The following is an 18,895-nucleotide window of genomic DNA, read 5'->3' as shown; positions in this document are numbered from 1 at the left end:
GAAAGATAACGGGTATATATTTTTATTTGCTCGATTAGACTAATAGGTGTATTTTTCGTGATGGGTAGGTCAGTTGCTATGTTTAAGCATATTTTCTTCAAAGAAAAATACATTGTGAAATATAAATAATTTACCTGTGAAAAAGATATTTGGTTTATATTTCTTAGAGTAAAAAATTAATATTTAAAGCAGTTTTACATTAGCGCGATATAAATATGATTGATTAAATAAATAATTTTTATCTGTAAAAAACAGTTATATTTTGGTGAAGAGAATAGACCTAATAACTTAAATTATCTTAAGAGGAAAACTGATGATAGATAAACAATCTTATTCTCATGAAATAAAATATTCTCCGTGGGCGCCTAATGATGCGCCGCTATTTATCATACTTGGACAATCAAATAGTTATGGTCATGGAACACAATTACCGCCAGATGAAGAAATGACACAAGGTTTAAAAAACGTATTCACATTATCTCTGCCAGAAGTTTACAGCGTTGACTTTCCCACAATTAACTGGACAGGGCTGACTAGCTTTGGGAATGCCAATATTGGCGCATCTGTCGGTTCACTTCATGGCAATCAAGATCACTCAGTTAATGCTGCCAACCGTTTTGCTAAACTCTGGCAAGACCATATAAATCAAGGTAATGCGCTTAATTTGCCTGATCTTTATGTCATTTTGATGGGTTGGGGTGGTCAGGGTATGTATCTGGATAATTCGCCGGATAACCGTTGGGCGCCTGAGCGTGATCCCAGCGATGTGGAATCACTTTATCCCCGTGCGATCAGAACTTTGCGCATGGCTGTCGAATCATTGCGTAGGCTAGGCAAAAATCCTCGCATTTTGGCTGTCCATTGGAACCAGTGGGAAGCAGAAACCGGAAGTTTATTGGCGGCACAGGCATCAGAGAAGAATTTTACCCGCATCATTACGGGTATCAATGATGCTTTGGATTCTCGCAGTATACCGTGGAGATTGTATTATCCGCTTTCGGTTGTGGTTGATCCCATCAACACCAGCTATGTGCTTGAGGCAATTAATAATGTTATCGCTGATGATCCCCAATACCGAACATTGATTGATGCGCGGAATTCTCCTGACTATATCGAAAAGGCGACTCAGTTTGGTGTCTTTCTGCCTGATAGTATTCATTATGATGGTAAAACCCAGACATGGTTTGCCCAACAGGAATGGGAATTGATTTTATCCGGTTATAAAGGGGTTGAACTACCATAGGATTAATTATCTAAGAGATATCAAGATGGCGGCTTAGGCTGTCATCTGTTATCAGGCAGAAAATAATACATTCTTAGGTGCTCATGTGTGCCTTTTTGGCATACATATTGATAAACGCCTATTTTGTATGCCATAATGGCACCATGTTTATATAGACTAAAAGTGTAGGTGAAATTATGGCTACTAATACAGAACGCAAAGAGACCCGTTTAGTTGCAAGAGCCTCCTCAGAGATTCAAGAGATCATACAAAGGGCGGCTGATTACTCCGGCGCAACACTTTCACAGTTTCTTATTGAATCAGCAATGGAGAAAGCGCGTAACGTAATTGAACGGACTGAAACCTTACATCTTTCGATGGAGGGGGCTGATGCTTTGTTGGCAGCTTTGGAAAATCCGCCAAAAGCAAACTCTAAACTACTTAAAGCCGCTGAGTACTATAAGGATAGGGTGAATGTCCGTAATCATTGAAGAAATCACTCAGCAGCATGATCGTAGGGCGTTTGATTGCGGTGTCAGTGAATTAAATCAGTTTTTACAACAGCAAGCTCGGCAGAAAACCGTAAAGCATATTTCAAAAACTTATGTGGCCTGCCGAGATTCCGTGCCCATGACTATTATCGGATATCACACACTTACCGGATATTCAGTGACAACTCCGCTTGCCCACAGGGATTACAAAAAATATCCTCATCCACTTAGTGCGGTAAAATTGGCCCGACTTGCTGTGGATTGTTCATACAAGAGGCAAAGGATAGGTGAACAGCTATTGATTGATGCCATTTATCGGACAGTGTTGGTCGCACAGCAAGTTTCAGCGATTGGGCTGTTTGTTGATCCTATGACCTCAGAGGTCATTCCGTTTTATCAGCAATATGGATTTTTGCCAGCCGATCCTAACGATAATTCACGCCTTGAAATGTGGCTACCCATCAAAACTTGTATAGAAGTCAGGAGCACCCTAATATGAGTACTCGATTGAAAAATAATAAATTCCTATCAAATACAGAAATTGAAGAGTTTTATTTTTGGTCTGAGTTTAATACTCATTAACAGTGCTTTTATTTCATGCTGAATCAATCTGAAAGAGTGGCACTGGTAATATTAAAACTCGTATTTATTTCATAGAGGCAACTTGAAAGATAACGGGTATATTTATATTTCTCAAGCTATACCAATATTCAAAGCAAATCAGAATTGCCGCCTATAATATTAGCGGCAATCTTTGGAGAGTTATTGAAATATTATTGCCAACTGACAGTAATTTCTCCGGTTTGACCTGCCACTGGTACTGTTCCACCATTTGCTACTCTCAGAGCATAAAAAAATTGCTGCGTCGGACTGCTATTATTGAATGCGGCGGTTGACATTCTTCGAGTGCGTGATATATCCAGGCAATTGTTGGTATTTCCTTGGCAAAGATAAACAGATAGTCCTTGAGGCCATCCAACAACGTTCCAGGTCCAAGATACATTGTTAATACTGCCGGAGGCCGGTGGCGATCCGGAGATAGGAAGATAAGCTATTTCTGTGAAGTTTCTGGAATACACTGTCGGCAGAACAACTGAAGAGTGATAGCTGCCACTTGCCGCAGGAGCTGTTTGTGAGAACATAGTTAACAATAAAGCACTACCAATACCCAATATTTTTTTTAATTTCATAGCCATTACCCCAATATCTGATAATTCTCTATTGCGAGAGCTTAGATATACATTTTGATCTCGCGCCCTGTATCTTCTGAATTTTTATAAAAGCCTGCACGCAATGCCAAAGTAGGCAGGAGTAATTTGGGTGGATTAACCCTAAAATGCAATGGGTAATTTGAATTTATGTTAAGTAAATCTAATATATTGTTGCTGTTTGATGTTTTTGCTTCTCACTTAAACTGTAATCTTTTACAACAGGATCTTCCCATGATATAAAACCAGTTAAACAATCAAGTGGAGTCAGTGATACGTTTAATGGATGTCAAAAACGATGAATAAATCAGACATGACAATCACAACTTCCCCATGTCAGGAAGCCCTGATTTACATGGAAAATATTTGTCGATCTTATCGTATGGGGGAAAAATATTACCCAGTGCTTGATGAAATATCATTCACTATCATGCGCGGGCAAAGTTGTGCAATTGTCGGCGCTTCCGGCTCAGGTAAAAGTACTCTACTTAATATTCTTGGTTTACTGGATCAGCCTACTTCGGGATATTTTCAGTTTAGGGACGTTAATATAACAAGTGTCACTCCTAATAAGCGGGCGAGAATAAGAAATCAGGAAATTGGTTTCGTGTTTCAGAGTTTCAATTTACTTCCCAGAATGCAGGCGTTGGATAATGTGGCGTTGCCATTGTTATATCGTGGATATTCACGTTCTCTGGCCCGGCAGGAAGCGCAATATCAGCTTGAATTGGTTGGTTTGGCGGATCGTATACACCATCGTCCGGCAGATCTCTCCGGGGGACAGCGGCAGCGTGTCGCTATTGCCAGAGCGTTGGTTGGCAAGCCTTCTCTGATTCTGGCGGATGAACCGACAGGTAATCTCGATAGTGCCACGGCTCGCGATATCATGGCGCTTCTTCTGTCACTGAACCGTGAACAAGGCGTTACGCTCGTCATGGTTACACATGATGACGCAATAGCCAAAAATATGCAGCGTTGTCTCTATGTTAATGGCGGTCGGCTCTCCGAAACCGATCTGCGGCTGGATAGCCTCGATGCTTAATATGAATTCTGATCGCTACGGTTTTTCCTTCGTGCAAGCCCTGCGTGAATCACTGGGTAGCCTGCGTCTGCTAGGAAGGCGTTCCTTGCTTGCTTTGCTTGGTATCGCCGTCGGATGTGCTTCTGTCATTGCACTTTTAAACATCGGCCATAACGCTGTTAATGAAGCTATCAGCACGTTTAAAAGTATGGGCAGCAATATCTTAGTTGCTCATTTTGGTTTTATTCCCGGTGTCGATGTCAAACCCGCGCCATCTACACTGGATACTCAGGCGCTGATTCATACAATACCGACTATCGCACATGCTGCGCCCATCACGTTACACTCAACTCGTATACGCTTCCAAGGGCAAGGGATAGATACGAATATTACCGGAACATCCTCTGATCTGGCTGCGGTGCTGGATTTACAGACTGAGCGGGGGCGTTTTCTGTCAGACTATGATCGTCAAACGACCTATGCCGTGCTCGGAGCGGATATTACCAAACAATTAAAAGTCGCCAATCAACCTATTCAAATAGGTAGTCAATTGCAAATTGGGGGATATCTGTTTGAAGTTATAGGAATTCTCGCTGCTCAGGGGCCAAACCCTTTACTCCCCGGCTCGATTGATCATTCCGTCATATTGCCCATTGAAGCAATGCGACGATTGCGGCCTGCGCCAGAAATTGGCAGCGTCATTGCCAAAGTACGTGACACAACAACGCTAAACAGTGACGCCGCGTCGTTACGTGACTACCTTGTCTCACTATCAAAAGGTCGTCAGGTTGAAGTTGAGATCCCGAAACAATTGCTTGATGGATTGACGCGTCAGGCAAAGACATTTTCCTATTTGCTCGCGGGTTTAGGGGGAATTTCTTTGCTGGTGGGAGGTGTGGGCGTGATGAATGTCATGCTGATGAATGTTTCGGAACGCAGGCGTGAAATTGGTGTTCGTATGGCTTTGGGTGCTCGGCCCGTCGATATTGGTATGCTTTTTATGCTGGAGGCCGCCATTCTGGCCATTGCCGGTGCAATGGTCGGTTCATTATTGGGGGTAGCGGCGGGGTACCTATTTGTAAAATTTTCGGGTTGGGTATTTACGTTATCCCTATTCTCTCTGCCTCTGGGTATCGCCAGTTCATTGGCGATCGGCCTGTTTTTCGGTATCAATCCGGCATTAGCGGCTGCCAGGTTACAACCTGTAGAGGCATTGCGTGATGATTAGCCAAGTTTTTCAACATGCTATTGGCATCATCATTGCCCTGATAATAACGATATCTGCTAAACAGGCTTTAGCGGAGCCGTTGAATCCATCACAGGCAACCATGCCGGCAACCAATACAATTTCGCTTAATCAGCAAACTATTGATCTGACACTCAGTGATGCAATCTATTTAGGGTTACGAAATAATCGTTTGATTCGCAGTGCTTATTTGGATCGGATTGCGCAGAAATTCGATTTACGCGTTGCTGAGGATCGCTTTACGCCAAAATTGCTGATTAATAGCCGTTATATCGCTGCCCGTAATCAAAGCGATCGTTATCGCCAAAGCGAGATTACACCCACATCTACGCTACTTGGAGAATATGGTACTCGATTCAGTTTATCTTGGACGAATCGGAGGACATGGGCAGACAACGCGGGTCGTAGCCGTAATGATGGTGTTTCATTTTCAGTGATTCAGCCTCTGCTGCGCGGCGCTGGCAAAGATGTGGCTACAGCGCCCGTGCGTCTCGCGCAATTGATGGAACAGACAAATCGTTTGAACCTAAAAGCGACGGTATCCCAGACTATCACGCAGATTATTATGGCTTATCGTGAATTGTTGCGCGCGCAAGAACAATTACAAATCGCACGTGATGCTCTTGAACGTTCGCGTCAACTGTTGGAAGTGAACAAAGCTATGATCTCCGCAGGCAGAATGGCCGCTTTTGAGATTGTCCAGACGGAGGCTGATGTTGCCATGCAGGAACTATCTGCGGAGGAAGCAGCCAATCAATTGGATACCAGTCGTTTAGAATTGCTGCGGTTGCTCGCTTTAGACTTACAAACTCAGGTAAAAGCTGCTGATAGATTGGAAGCTAAGCGTGTAGATATTCACCTGCTTCAGGCGCAGAATTTAGCACAAGAGCAGCAACCATCGTATCTCACTCAGTTGATTACTGCGGAGCAGGCTGTAATTAACCTGACTGTTGCCCGTAACGAACGTTTATGGGATGTCTCTTTGGTTGGTGGAGCGAGTCAGATACGTGACAGAACAGGTTCAAACAGTTCGCGTAATTGGGAAAATTACGCTGGTGTTCAGGTGGAGATACCCATTGGCGATTTGAGCCAGCGTCAGGCAGAGGTGCGGGCGCGGGTTGATGTTCAGAACCAAGACATCCGTCTTGCTGAGGCAAAGCAGTCACTAGAACGCGATGTGGGCAATGCGGTGCGCGATATTGGTACACGTTGGCGTCAATATGAGATCGCTCAGCGTGCCAGGGATCTATCTTTGCGTAAGCTGGAGATTGAGCGTGAGAAATTGACGGTAGGCCGCTCTAGTAACTTTCAGGTATTGAGCTTTGAGACCGATCTACGTAATGCTGAGAATGTCCGTCTTAATGCGTTGATCACTTACTTAAATGCACAAGCACAGTTGGACGAAACATTGGGTACCACGTTAGGGAGTTGGGATATTGCACTTAACGACTAAAATCAGGGCGTTTGCCCGTTTTCGACGTAAAACTCTTTGGTTCACGGCGTTTATTATTGCACTAATCGCTGGTACCGCCATTACCTATCTTTTCTTTTCTTCCTCAACCGAGACATCGTCGCAACGATGGGTGCATGTTGAACCGCAACTACAGGAAAATCGTCTTGGGTTAGTTGGCCGCATCCAGGCTGCAACCAGTTTGACGATTGCAACGCCATTTGATGGTGTTATTGCCGAAGTGATGGTAACTGAAGGCCAGCGTGTTAAACGAGGGCAACCGCTGTTGAGCCTTGATACGACACAGTTGGACATTCAACTGCGGCAGGCGCTTACTGAACTGTTGAAAGCCCAGAAAACCGTACAAGATTTGGTGGGATGGGAAAACAGTCCTGATGTCGCTAGGGTACGTAGAACTTTAACGAATGCTCAGTTAAGTTTGAGTGATACCGAACGCAAGCTAATCGATACCCGGGCTTTGTTCGAGCGTGGCATTGTTCCCCGCATGGAGGTTGATACATTGGAGCAGCAGGTCAAAGTTCAACAGCTTGATCTTGCCGCTGCTAAGGTGGATCTGAGTGTTGCCCTCGATAAAGGCACAGGGGAGAATCGCCAGATTGCTGATATGGAATTAGCGAATGCTCAATCGCGTTATCAGGCGCTTCAGGCCCAGCAAGCCCAACGTGAATTAATTTCTCCTTTTGATGGCATTGTTATTCGCCCCCAGGTACCGGAATCAGACAAAGGGTTATTTATTCAAAAGGGGACACGTGTCACTCAGGGAACACCTCTGTTAGGAATAATCAATTTAGAACAAATCCAGGCGGTAGCCCGTATTGAAGAGGCCGACCTTCATCAAGTGTATGAAGGAATGCCGGTTGAGATCACCGGTGACGGTTTTGCCGGGCTATCTCTACGGGGGAAAATTAAGACAATTGGCGTACAGGGGAATTCAAAGGAAATGCAAGGAGCGGGTGTAACCTACGATCTGCTAGTGGCGATTGATCCTCTTGCTCCTGAACAGCGGCAGCGCATTCGGCTGAATATGAGTGCGAAACTGGCTATTGTCACGTATCGCAATGAACGTGGATTGGCCGTGCCCGCCGAGGCATTACGTACCGGCCCTGATGGACGAACTTTCGTCAACTATCGCCGTGAATTAAACGCACAAACACAGCAAATTATGGTGACGCCGGGGCATGCTGTTCCTCAAGGTGTAGAGGTGAGCGGGTTGGAGGCAGGCTATGTTGAAGTTCTTGTGCAGAAATAATTCATTCAACCTCATTGAGCAGATAATATAATTTGGGTGGAATATCTGATTGTGAAAATTTATATATTGGAAGTTCATTTGCCACAATATTTAAATTTTTGAATCTGCAATTGATGATCTTTCGTTACCGCCTTTGCGTTACAGCAAAGTAAGATCTCGACCATAGTTGTCAATCAAAATGTGAACATGAAGGGCTTCCCCATCCATTTCAAAAAATGCTTAAACTTTACTAATGTGCGCTATTTAAATAAATTCTGCAAAAAAGTGGTCTATATTATAGAGACATAAAGTGGAAATCTACTTTATGAGGTTGAGCATATATTGTACGTAAAAATAAATTATAGAAAAGAAAGTTGTATTGAAACGCAGTAAGCCATTCTATATACCCGTTATCTTTCAAGATGCATCTTGAAAGATAACGGGTAGAAACAACATAAAGGAGAGTATCTAACATGTTAGTACATAAATCGTTGTTGGCCCTGTTTGCAACTGCTTCCTTAACTGCCGCAGGTATTGCTTATGCAGGCCCGCCTGTAACAGTGACATTTAAACATCTTGGTGCGTTTGGTAGCGAGGATGCTGTTTACACCATCATTTCTAATAATGAATCCGGTACCTATGTCAATGCAACACCTAAACCTAGTCCAAGCGTAGGGCCGGGAGGAGTCGATATCTATCAGGTTCAAAGCCCGCTTTCACCTGATGTAAACTATGCGATGGTGCGATATAAAATAGGGGCTAAAACTTGCGAATTTATGACCACTTTTGTGAACGCATATGTTAATGGCGTTAAAATTCCAAAATGGAATAAAGGAGCAACGCCGAGTGGCGGCGCTGTTTGTAATGCAACTATCACCTCTACTAATATTGCGACCTACGCATGGTCAGTTGAATTTACTATGAAGTAGCAGAGGCGAGCCAGATACTTTATGAGATATATCTGGCTCATCATGTTTTTCACTTGGTTTATTTCTCAGTTAATTAATTTTCCTGCTGCATAATTGATGATAATCAGATTCTTAAAAAGAACTTGTTACTATTATCAAAAGCCTGTGAATTTATTGAAAAATGTGTCAAAGAACATAGTGGTATGACATTATTATTCCTATGTGATACATATGTGATAGCAATCATAAAAATCATAAAAACAACTTTAGGGTATTGTGTAGTTCCCTTTTTGGGTGTTTATTTATTTTAGGGGAGAATCTTCTAAGAATGGACTGCTATTTTATTAGTTTTTATTTTTAACAAATTGAACACTACGGGGCTGGTTTGTATACCCTATAGATATCAAGATGCTTCGCGGCGGCAAGGGAGCGAATCCCCGGGAGCATAGATAACTATGTGACTGGGGTGAGTGAGTGCAGCCAACAAAGAGGCAACTTGAAAGATAACGGGTATATATGGAAAAGCGAGCGAAGGGCATAGAATTACAACAAGCCATTCAAAAAAAGCCCAATTGTATAAATACACGCTTGATAAATATCAAATATCTGTCGTCGAGAATATGGTGTGTTTAACTAATACGATGCTTAGTCGCTCTTGGTTTAAACGTTCCTATGTAAAGGGGATTTATGTTTGGGGCCCGGTAGGAAGAGGAAAAAGTTTTATATTAGATGCTTTTTTCGAGGCTGTGCCTATAAAAAATAAACGTAGAGTCCATTTCCACCATTTCTTTCGTGAACTTCATCAATTAATGAACCTTCAAGCAGGAAAGAAGGAGCCAATGGAAGCAACTTTACATACTCAGCTACAAAACTGCCGATTATTGTGTTTCGATGAATTTCATCTGCATGATATTGGAGACGCAATGCTTATTAGCCGGCTTTTAAATTTTATCTTTCAGCGTGGCATAGTCTTAATAACAACTTCAAATTATCCTCCTAATGATTTACTGGCAAACCCCCTTTATCATGAGCGGTTTTTACCTGCTATTCAGCTTATTGAAAAGAATATGAAGATAGTTTCGATGGAGGGAGATATTGATTATCGATGTTTGGTTGGCAATGATGTCGATCCTTTTTGCCAAGGTGCTTATGTTTGGCCTGGGAATAAAGAGCAACGTATTAAGCTGTCTTTGCCAGAACATCTTATGTCTACTATAAATATAAAAGTTGGCTATCGCATGTTGTCTGTGTTATCTGCTGCCAATGGTACAATTCATTTGATTTTCCAGGATCTGTGCATAAGTCCGACAGCGGTAATGGACTACCTTACTTTAAGTGAACGTTATCAGTGCTGGATTATTGAGGATGTTCCTGAATTAGGTCAGGTTTCTAGCGCCGCTCAACAACGTTTTATTAATGTGGTCGATGTGCTTTATGACCAACGCTGTCAGCTCTTTTTGATCGGTTGTCACCCACTGGATGATAAAATGTTTGATGGTGTCGAACTGGCAGATATTTCGCGTACACGCAGCCGTCTTAGTCAATTGAAACAATATGGTTTGGGCTTTTCTATAGTGTGAATATGATCTAATTAACTACTCATAAGATAGGTTAAGAAAAAAATGTTGGATGCTTTAACTTACTCAAATTATGCCGTAATAGTCGGTGCTCTGTTGATTGCTTACATTATATTTGGAATTGCTGGTTTTGGTACGGCTTTAATTGCAAGCCCAGTACTAGCGTTATATATTCCTGTGGCTAAAATTGTTCCCTTGCTGGCATTGCTAGATATGTTTGCCGCGATCGTTAATGTTAGTCGTGACGGACGTAAAGCCGATTGGAAGGAATTAAAACGCCTTGTTCCATTGATGATTTTCGGTAGCCTTATTGGCGCGGCGATATTACTTAAAACTAAACCTGAAATACTCTTGCTTGCCTTAGGTGTATTTGTTGTTCTGTATTCTGTCTACTCTTTGAGTGGCTTAAAGCCAAATCGGAATTTTTCATCTACGGCTTCGTTCCCTTTCGGATTAATTGGTGGAGTATTCAGTGCATTATTTGGTAGCGGTGGTTTTCTATATGCAATTTATCTAAGCGGACGGATTGAAAATAAAGAGGCTATGCGTATCACTCAAACCACACTTATTGGTCTCAGTACGTTAACTCGAGTAATAATTTTTGGTTTGGCTGGCGTATATTTCGATACTGATTTGATTTTGTTGGTATTGGTACTTGCTCCTGGCATGTTAGTTGGTATCACATTTGGTCGGTATATTACGTTGAGAATGTCGCGTGAGCAATTTTTGAAGCTGGTTAATATTGTAGTATTAGTTTCTGGTGTGATGTTAATAATTAAATATTTTTATTAATACTCCAGATCAAGAGTTATACCCTATAGATTTCAAGATGCGTCGCGACGGCAAGGGAGCGAATCTCCGGGAGCATAGAGAACTATGTGACCGGGGTGAGTGAGCGCAGCCAACAAAGAGGCAACTTGAAAGATAACGGATATATAAGGAAATAGTATGGCAAGTGTCTATAAAAATGAAATGATGACCGGTGAAGAGTATCTCGATAGCTTAGATGATGGGCGTGATGTATTAATATATGGGAAAAAAGTGCGTAATGTTACGATGCATCAGGCATTCCGCAATAGTGCTTATTCGATATCTAGACTCTATGATGCGTTACATAATTCAGATTCTCAGGAGATACTAACTGATATTGATCCTGATGGCTATCGAACGCATCGGTATTTCATGCCGTCCAAGTCTGCTAAGGATTTATTAAAAGCACGAGATGCCATAGCACATTGGGCAAAATTAACCTATGGATTTATGGGAAGAACGCCAGATTATAAAGCCGGGTTTACGGCTACGTTGCGTTCGACTCCTGAAATATATGGTTCGTTTAGTGATAACGCTCTATCTTGGTATCGTAAAAGTGCTCGAAAAGTACTATTTCTTAACCACGTATTAGTTAATCCCCCTGTTGGCAGGGCTAAGAATGTTTCAGATATGCGAGATATTTATTTGCATGTCGAAAAGGAAACTGATGCGGGAATCATTGTCAAAGGGGTAAAAATGGTTGCGACTAGTGCGGCAATTTCAAATGCTACCTTTGTTGCACAAAACAGTGCTACTCATTATGAGAAGGGTAGGGAAGAGGATTTTGCTCTGTGTCTTATAGTCCCAATGAATTCTCCTAATCTAAAAATAATATGTAGAAAATCTTATGAACTGGCGGCATTAAGCCCATTTGATAATCCTTTATCGAGTCGTTTTGACGAAAATGATTCCGTCTTGATTTTCAATGATGTTTTCGTTCCGTGGGAAAATGTATTGATTTATCGAGATATAGAGAGAGCACGAAACTTCTATTCGGTATCTGGTTTTCTTAATCGTTACCCTTTGCAGTCAGGTACAAGATTGGCCGTTAAAATGGATCTGATATGTGGGCTGTTTGCTAATGTTTTGAAATCCAATGGTTCAGATCAATTTAGAGGTGTCAGGAGCCATTTGGCTGATATTGTTGCTATACGCAACCTAATATGGTTGTTAACAGAAAACCTTTGTCAAAATCCCGAAAAAAGAGACGATGGTTCTGTGATACCTAAATTGGATGCAGCCACAACGGTGAGATATTTCAGCTCTCAAGTCATGTCACAGTTAAAACCTATATTCAACACGATCTTAGGAGGTTCGCCTATTATGCAAGTTTCAAGTTGGTTGGATCTTGAAAATACGGCGGTTAGACCACTGATTGATTGCTATTATCAGGGTACTGACCAATCCGCTATTGAACGCCAGAAACTCATTAAACTTCTTTGGGATGCATTAGGGAGTGAGTTCGCCGGGCGTCATGAACTATATGAACATAATTATGCTGGTAATCATGAACAAATTCGCCTTGATATGCTGAAACATTGTGAAGCTACTGGAATAATGGATCAATGTAATGATTTAGTGAGTCAATGTTTATCTGACTATGATTTGAATGGTTGGGTGGATAACGGTTGGCACTTTGATCCTAATAATACAAAAACATTATAGACATATTATTTAAATCGTATTTTTATCAGCATTATTACACTATTTAAAGTCCTATTATATCCTATGGATTTCAAGATGCATTGCGGCGGAAAGGGAGTGAATCCAACAAAGAGGCAACTTGAAAGATAACGGGTATATATTAATAATGGAGGGTTACGATGCTGTATTCAGGAAAATGGAATAGAGAGGAACTTGATTATTGTGCTTTAAATAATCAATGGCATGTTGTTGCAGATTCTAAGGAGGTTAAAAATAATCGACCAAAAGCGATTCGTTTATTAGGTGAAGAATTGGTGCTTTGGCGAGATAGTGAGAATAAAATACATGCATGGAAAGATTATTGTGGACATCGGGGCGCTAAACTATCATTAGGTTGTATTAAAAATGGGAATATTGAGTGCCCATATCATGGATGGCGATATGACGCGAAAGGGAATTGTACTTTTACACCTGCACATCCGAATAATATTCCACCTTCGTCAAAAAGATTGATTTTCCGTCACTATGCAGAAGAAAAATATGGCTTTATATGGGTGAGCCTGTTAGAACCATTGCGTCCTATTCCTTTCTTCCCTGAATGGGATAAGTCCAATTTCAGGAAAGTGGTTGCAGGTCCTTATTATTATAAAGCTAATGCGTTAAGGTCATTGGAAAACTTTATAGATGCCTCGCATTTTCCTTTTGTTCATGCCAATCTTAACGGTTTGCCTGATGCTCCAGAGGAGATAAAGAAATATACTGTTAATCAAGATGATCGTGGGCTCCACTCTTCTGAAATTAGCGTATTTCAACCTTATGGTGACCATCGGGGAATACCGGTTACTGCACATTATTGCTACTCAGTACTCAATCCTACTACTGCTTATTTTGAGAAAAAGACAGGGGATATTGAGCGTTTTTGTACTTTCTTCAATGCGACCCCGGTTGATGAAGATGAATGTATTATATGGTTGATTGTTGCAATTAATTTTGGTCATGACCTCACATTGGAGCAGATACTTTCCAGACAAGATACCGTATTTGAACAAGACAGAATTATTGTTGAATCTCAACGACCAGTAAGATTGCCGCTTGACCCACGGCAAGAAATGCATCTCAGTAGTGATCGAATGGGATTGGAATACCGACGATGGTTAAAAATATTAGGGCTTAAAGCACGTGAAGTCATTCTCTCAGAAACAAAAGAATCTCATTTTTAATTTTCTATTTAAAAAAGGTATTAAAATGAATAATGATTTTAGATTATATCGACTTGTCGATCGCGAATCTAATGCGCGTACTTATTCGCGAAATATAGACAGGGTATTAAGTAAAGGGAAATTGTCTTATGTATATGACAGTGAAAATAAAGAATATATTGACTGTTTAGCTTGTGCCGGCGCTTTACCACTTGGACATAATCATCCTTTTGTAAAGCAAAAAATTATTGAGTTTTTGGAATCTGGTCAATTACAGCAGGCTTTGGATATAGCGACCCCTGCAAAGATTAACTTTGTTGAACAGCTTTATCAAATATTGCCTCAAAGCTTTGCTCGTCAGGCAAAAATACAATTTTGTGGTCCAACGGGAGCTGATGCGATAGAAGCAGCGTTAAAATTATTTAAAACAGCCACCGGGAGGCGTTCTATTATTGTATTTCAGGGGGCTTACCACGGTATGACTCATGGTGCGCTTTCTTTGATGGGTAATTTGACACCAAAGAGATTTGTGACAGGGCTCTCTGCTGAAATTCAGTTTCTACCTTATCCATATACTTTTCGTAGCCCCTTTGGTGCAACTACCAGTGTCAGCGAAACGGAGCGCTTGAGTCTTGTAAGCCTGGAAAATCTCCTTAGTGATCCAGAAAGTGGCATAACCAAACCCGCAATGGTGCTGGTTGAGGTTATTCAGGGTGAAGGCGGCTGTATTCCGGTGAGTGCTAATTGGTTACATCAGGTTCGGGAAATAACGGCGCGACATGATGTTCCGCTGGTTATTGACGAAGTACAGACAGGAATTGGGCGCACGGGTGATATGTTTGCTTATGAATTTGCTGATATCACGCCTGATGCGATTGTTCTTTCTAAAGCGATAGGGGGAGGATATCCGCTTGCAGTGCTTCTCTATCGAGACATATATGATCAGTGGTTGCCGGGCGCACATGCCGGTACATTTCGGGGTAATCAGATTGCTTTAGTCAGTGGCGCTGCTACCTTAGATTTCATCCAGCGAGAAAATCTTCTCGATCAGATTAACTATACAGGTAATCTCCTAAAAAATAGATTGCTTGAATTACAAGATGATTATCCTGCTATTGGTGATGTTCGTGGTCGGGGGCTCATGTTGGGTTTAGAATTGATTGATTTAGATTCTCCTCCAGATGCGCTTGGGCATCCTCTAGCTAATGGAAAATTAGCTCAAATAGTAAAAAAGTGTTGTTTTGATGCAGGTTTAATTATCGAGAGTGGAGGACGGCAAAGTGCTGTTTTGAGGATGTTACCTCCTTTGATCATTACTCCTCAAGACGTAAACAATATTGTAGAACGTTTAAGAAGCGCATTTTCTATTGCTTGCTCAAACTATAATTATCAGCCATCGTGAAGCAAAATAATTTAAGGAGAGATTATGAAAAACTCTTCATCAATTTATGATATCTTGGGTATAGGATTTGGGCCTGCTAATATTGCTTTGTCTATTGCTTTAGAGGAATTAGCCCCGCATTTTTCAGTCCGGTTTATTGAACGTCAGAAAAGAGCATGTTGGCAGCCAGGAATGATGTTGCCAGGATCTGATATCCAAAATCATCCGTTGCGTGATTTGGTTACGCCAAGAAATCCCAAAAGTCATTATTCGTTCACCAATTTTCTTTATGAAACTGGGCGATTATATCAACACTTCAATTTGCCATTGCATTATCCTTTGCGTTTAGAATATGCACAATATATAAGTTGGGTGGCGAGTTTTTTCAATGATCAGGTTGATTACGATTGTGAGGCGACAGAGATTTTGCCTGTTCTGGATAGTCAAAATGAATATATAGATCATTATCGTGTCAATACCGTTAAAGGAGATATCTATAGAGCGAGAAGTATTGTCCTTGCTCCTGGCCGTACTCCTTTCATACCTGAACCTTTTAATCAATTGAAAGATGCGCGTGTTGTTCATCTTAACCATTATTTGCCTTCATTAGATCAGGCCAGGAAATACAGTAATTCTTTAAGCGTTGCGGTTATTGGCGGCAGTCAAAGCGCAGTAGAAATTCTATTACATGCGAGTACCCAAAATGATATCAAAAGACTCGTTGGAATCACCCGGAATTTTGGATTTCGGCAGAAAGATACGAGTCCTTTCTCTGATGAGGTTTATTTCCCTGAGTTTGTCGATACATTCTATGAAGCTACGCCGGAGAATAAAGCTCGCCTTCGTCGAGAATTGGTACATACGAATTATTCGTCGGCAGATATTGATGTTTTGAATCAACTGTATATTAAACAGTATGAAAATAAACTATCGCATCAAAATTCAATGCAGATATTAACTTTCAATGAAATAGTTGATTGCCGGAGTATTTCAAACGGTATACTGCTAAAAAGTCGAAACTTTATTAATAGCAATGAATTTGAAGAGTGTTTTGATTTAGTTGTGCTTGCTACTGGATTCCTTGATTTGGGCATCGGAGAACGCCAGGAGCTTTGTCCTAAATTATTATTACCTATTAAGAAATTACTGACCAATAAGAGAGATATATTGTCTATAGGAAGAGATTACAGGGTGCGATATTTGACAAAGGGAGATTTTACCCCTATTTATTTAAATGGATTGTGTGAATCGACTCATGGTATGGGTGATGCTGGTTCATTTAGCTTGCTTGCATTGCGTTCTAAAACAATTGTCGATTCGTTAAGCCAACATTTATCTCTAACCAGATGGGTATAAGAAATATGCCTAACATTTTGTGCTAGAAATGGTTGAACTGTCTATTGAGAGTAAAATATATAGCCTTAAAGTGGATTGTATTATTATTATCAGACATTAAGAGTGAAAATAGTATTTAAATAGAATTTGAAATTTATAAAATAATCCAAAGGATAATCAATATTATGAAAACCTTTCCGTTCCATTATCATGAATTCATTTGCAAAAATGTAGAGTTATTAGGGAGATTTATTGATGCATATCCTCTGGCACTAGTAACGCGTTACATGAGCAATGGTTTCATTACCAGCCATATTCCTTTATTCCAATGTGTTGATAAGATGTTATTCGGGCATACAGATCGTCGTAATCCTATGGTTAATGATCTCGTTTCATTTGAAGCTCATATTGTATTCATGGGGCCATCCAGTTATATTCCTCCTGAAGCTTATAGCAATAGGCAGTTGCCTACGTGGAATTATACGGCAGTACATATGGATGCCAGTATTGATGTCATCGTAGAATCTTCAACGAATTTAAATATTTTGCTAGAAACGAGTGAACGTTTGGCTACTAGCAAAGATTCTTTCCGACCAAATAATGAAGATCTTCGTATAGTTAAGAATTTACCTGGAATTTTTGGGCTGAAAGTTGTACCGAAATACATTGAAGGTCGTTTTAAATTATCTCAGGATAAACCATTCGTTGATCATGAGTCGGCTATGCAGTGGCTGCTAGATAATAATCCATCGGAGTTTGATTCATTAATTAAAAGTTTAATTGATGGTTAGAATTATTTTTATGAAAAAAGAATAAATAATATATACCTAATGGATTTCAAGATGCATCAAGACGGCAATGGAGCGAATCCCCAGGAGCATAGATAACTATGTGGCTGGGGTGAGTGAGTGCAGCCAACAAAGAGGCAACTTGAAAGATGACGGGTATATTAATAACAATGAGTATTATCATGCCTATACAATATATTTAAGCGGTAGTGCTTTGCAAAAAGCGCTATCATTATAAGATAGGGTGTAATGCCAGTGAATTTATGACCACTTTTGTGAATACATACTAAAGTTCTAAAGTTGAATAAGGGAGCAATGCCGAGTAGGGGAGCTGTTTGTCATGTAGCTATCACTTCTACTAGTTTTGCGGCCTACGCATGGTCAGTTGAGTTTACTATGAAGTAGTCAGTAATGAGCCAGATTATTTTATTAAAGATATCTGGCTCATCTTGTCTTTTATTATTTTTACTGATGTATTGGCTGTTATTCAATTGGCTATCGTGATTTTTAATGTCTGATCGGATTTTAGTACGAAACAGAGTTCCCTCGTTATCTATTGTTTGTAATGAACTGATATTCAGTTAAATATATGCATAGGATAATCTCGCACTGTTGTTATGATTATTTGAATTTTTAATTATCTGTCCGTTATGTTTTTTATCTTGAATTTTCTGTTGATTATATAATTACTAGCCGCTACTATTAGCAGGATTTCTTATCTATTATATGCTTAATGTAGATGATATAATATATGAATGATGTAGCGCCAGGTTAAAAATAAAAAAGTATACCGTAATTTAATTTGTTATTATAAATTAATATTGAATGCTTATCTTTTTTGGTTTTTATTTTCTTTGGTCTTTCATTGACGCATTATTGGTTCTACACTACTTTTAAAGTTGGAAGGTGTTTTTATTTTTTATAAGTTTATGGATTATGGTGGTTGAATATGGATGTCAATAAATTAGTTGAGTTTTTTGGTGTAATATAAATTTCTATATTTATAATTTGATGTGAATTTAATCTTATAAGGAATAATATATTATGATTGATCAAAAAAATTCTAATAATATAGTTGCCCCTAATGTGACGATTTCTGATGTAACTGTATCCTCGATTCAAATTGCTCCAGAAATAGCCAGAGACAATGTTCATGTAATCATTGTTGATGACAAAGGTGCTTCACGGGATTTTCTTTTGGATAACTCTGCTGGTGGTTATCAAGGGAGTGGTAGTTTAATAGCTTTGATTCTCGCACACCTTAATTCAAAGAAAGTCACTATTAGAACTACCGGATATGAATATAATAAACATGGATATATCAACGGTGTATTAGTTAAGGAGGATAAAGGAGGTGGCGGTGGCA

Annotated in this window: 17 protein-coding genes; 16 read left to right on the top strand and 1 reads right to left on the bottom strand. The window is 40.3% G+C overall.

What is annotated here, in order from left to right; all coding sequences use genetic code 11:
* The first annotated feature begins 313 nt into the window (after positions 1-313).
* From V2H77_RS03540 to V2H77_RS03530, 3 genes are all read left to right on the top strand, one after another.
* Positions 314-1,243, top strand: coding sequence for a sialate O-acetylesterase (locus V2H77_RS03540; protein ID WP_341497702.1), 930 nt, complete (start codon positions 314-316; stop codon positions 1,241-1,243).
* Between the two features lie 176 nt (positions 1,244-1,419).
* On the top strand, positions 1,420-1,713 hold the full coding sequence (locus V2H77_RS03535) for a type II toxin-antitoxin system TacA family antitoxin (RefSeq protein ID WP_118986169.1): 294 nt from the start codon (positions 1,420-1,422) through the stop codon (positions 1,711-1,713).
* The gene (locus V2H77_RS03530) at positions 1,697-2,212 is read left to right on the top strand and encodes a GNAT family N-acetyltransferase (RefSeq protein ID WP_341497701.1); all 516 of its coding nucleotides are present in this window, start codon (positions 1,697-1,699) and stop codon (positions 2,210-2,212) included. Before V2H77_RS03535 ends, V2H77_RS03530 begins: the two co-directional genes overlap by 17 nt.
* Before the next feature lie 274 nt (positions 2,213-2,486).
* Here the strand turns inward: V2H77_RS03530 and V2H77_RS03525 are convergent, their stop codons facing one another.
* Positions 2,487-2,903, bottom strand: a complete 417-nt coding sequence (locus V2H77_RS03525; RefSeq protein WP_341497700.1) for a flagellar protein FlhE — start codon at positions 2,901-2,903, stop codon at positions 2,487-2,489.
* A 316-nt stretch (positions 2,904-3,219) separates the two neighbouring features.
* Here V2H77_RS03525 and V2H77_RS03520 point away from each other — a divergent pair, with 316 nt between their 5' ends.
* The 13 genes from V2H77_RS03520 to V2H77_RS03460 form a co-directional block, all read left to right on the top strand.
* On the top strand, positions 3,220-3,963 hold the full coding sequence (locus V2H77_RS03520) for an ABC transporter ATP-binding protein (protein WP_265377473.1): 744 nt from the start codon (positions 3,220-3,222) through the stop codon (positions 3,961-3,963).
* 1 nt (position 3,964) lies between these two features.
* Positions 3,965-5,170: an ABC transporter permease gene (locus V2H77_RS03515; protein WP_445935455.1), complete on the top strand. Its 1,206-nt coding sequence runs from the start codon at positions 3,965-3,967 to the stop codon at positions 5,168-5,170.
* Positions 5,163-6,641 carry a TolC family protein gene (locus V2H77_RS03510; RefSeq protein WP_341497698.1) on the top strand — a complete coding sequence of 493 codons (1,479 nt, stop codon included), beginning with the start codon at positions 5,163-5,165 and terminating at the stop codon, positions 6,639-6,641. The genes V2H77_RS03515 and V2H77_RS03510 overlap by 8 nt, the downstream gene beginning before the upstream one ends.
* A complete protein-coding gene (locus tag V2H77_RS03505; protein WP_341497697.1) occupies positions 6,625-7,908 on the top strand; it encodes an efflux RND transporter periplasmic adaptor subunit in 1,284 nt (427 codons plus the stop codon). The genes V2H77_RS03510 and V2H77_RS03505 overlap by 17 nt, the downstream gene beginning before the upstream one ends.
* A 452-nt stretch (positions 7,909-8,360) precedes the next feature.
* Complete coding sequence (locus V2H77_RS03500) at positions 8,361-8,816, top strand: hypothetical protein (RefSeq protein ID WP_265377476.1); 456 nt, start codon at positions 8,361-8,363, stop codon at positions 8,814-8,816.
* A gap of 599 nt (positions 8,817-9,415) precedes the next feature.
* Positions 9,416-10,375: a cell division protein ZapE gene (zapE, locus tag V2H77_RS03495; protein WP_445935454.1), complete on the top strand. Its 960-nt coding sequence runs from the start codon at positions 9,416-9,418 to the stop codon at positions 10,373-10,375.
* A 42-nt stretch (positions 10,376-10,417) separates the two neighbouring features.
* Positions 10,418-11,164: a sulfite exporter TauE/SafE family protein gene (locus tag V2H77_RS03490; protein ID WP_265377478.1), complete on the top strand. Its 747-nt coding sequence runs from the start codon at positions 10,418-10,420 to the stop codon at positions 11,162-11,164.
* A 156-nt stretch (positions 11,165-11,320) separates the two neighbouring features.
* Positions 11,321-12,847, top strand: coding sequence for a 4-hydroxyphenylacetate 3-hydroxylase family protein (locus V2H77_RS03485; protein ID WP_341497695.1), 1,527 nt, complete (start codon positions 11,321-11,323; stop codon positions 12,845-12,847).
* Between the two features lie 158 nt (positions 12,848-13,005).
* Positions 13,006-14,046, top strand: coding sequence for an aromatic ring-hydroxylating dioxygenase subunit alpha (locus V2H77_RS03480; protein WP_341497694.1), 1,041 nt, complete (start codon positions 13,006-13,008; stop codon positions 14,044-14,046).
* A complete protein-coding gene (locus tag V2H77_RS03475) occupies positions 14,006-15,427 on the top strand; it encodes a diaminobutyrate--2-oxoglutarate transaminase family protein (RefSeq protein ID WP_341497693.1) in 1,422 nt (473 codons plus the stop codon). Before V2H77_RS03480 ends, V2H77_RS03475 begins: the two co-directional genes overlap by 41 nt.
* Before the next feature lie 24 nt (positions 15,428-15,451).
* On the top strand, positions 15,452-16,762 hold the full coding sequence (locus V2H77_RS03470; RefSeq protein ID WP_341497692.1) for a SidA/IucD/PvdA family monooxygenase: 1,311 nt from the start codon (positions 15,452-15,454) through the stop codon (positions 16,760-16,762).
* 164 nt (positions 16,763-16,926) lie between these two features.
* On the top strand, positions 16,927-17,532 hold the full coding sequence (locus tag V2H77_RS03465; protein ID WP_341497691.1) for an FMN-binding negative transcriptional regulator: 606 nt from the start codon (positions 16,927-16,929) through the stop codon (positions 17,530-17,532).
* A 1,041-nt stretch (positions 17,533-18,573) separates the two neighbouring features.
* Positions 18,574-18,895 (top strand): hypothetical protein (locus V2H77_RS03460; RefSeq protein WP_341497690.1); only part of this gene is annotated, 322 nt, incomplete at its 3' end.

Source organism: Photorhabdus sp. P32, assembly GCF_038085095.1.
In the GTDB taxonomy this organism is placed as follows: domain Bacteria; phylum Pseudomonadota; class Gammaproteobacteria; order Enterobacterales; family Enterobacteriaceae; genus Photorhabdus; species Photorhabdus luminescens.
This window is presented reverse-complemented; position numbering and strand designations above follow the sequence as displayed.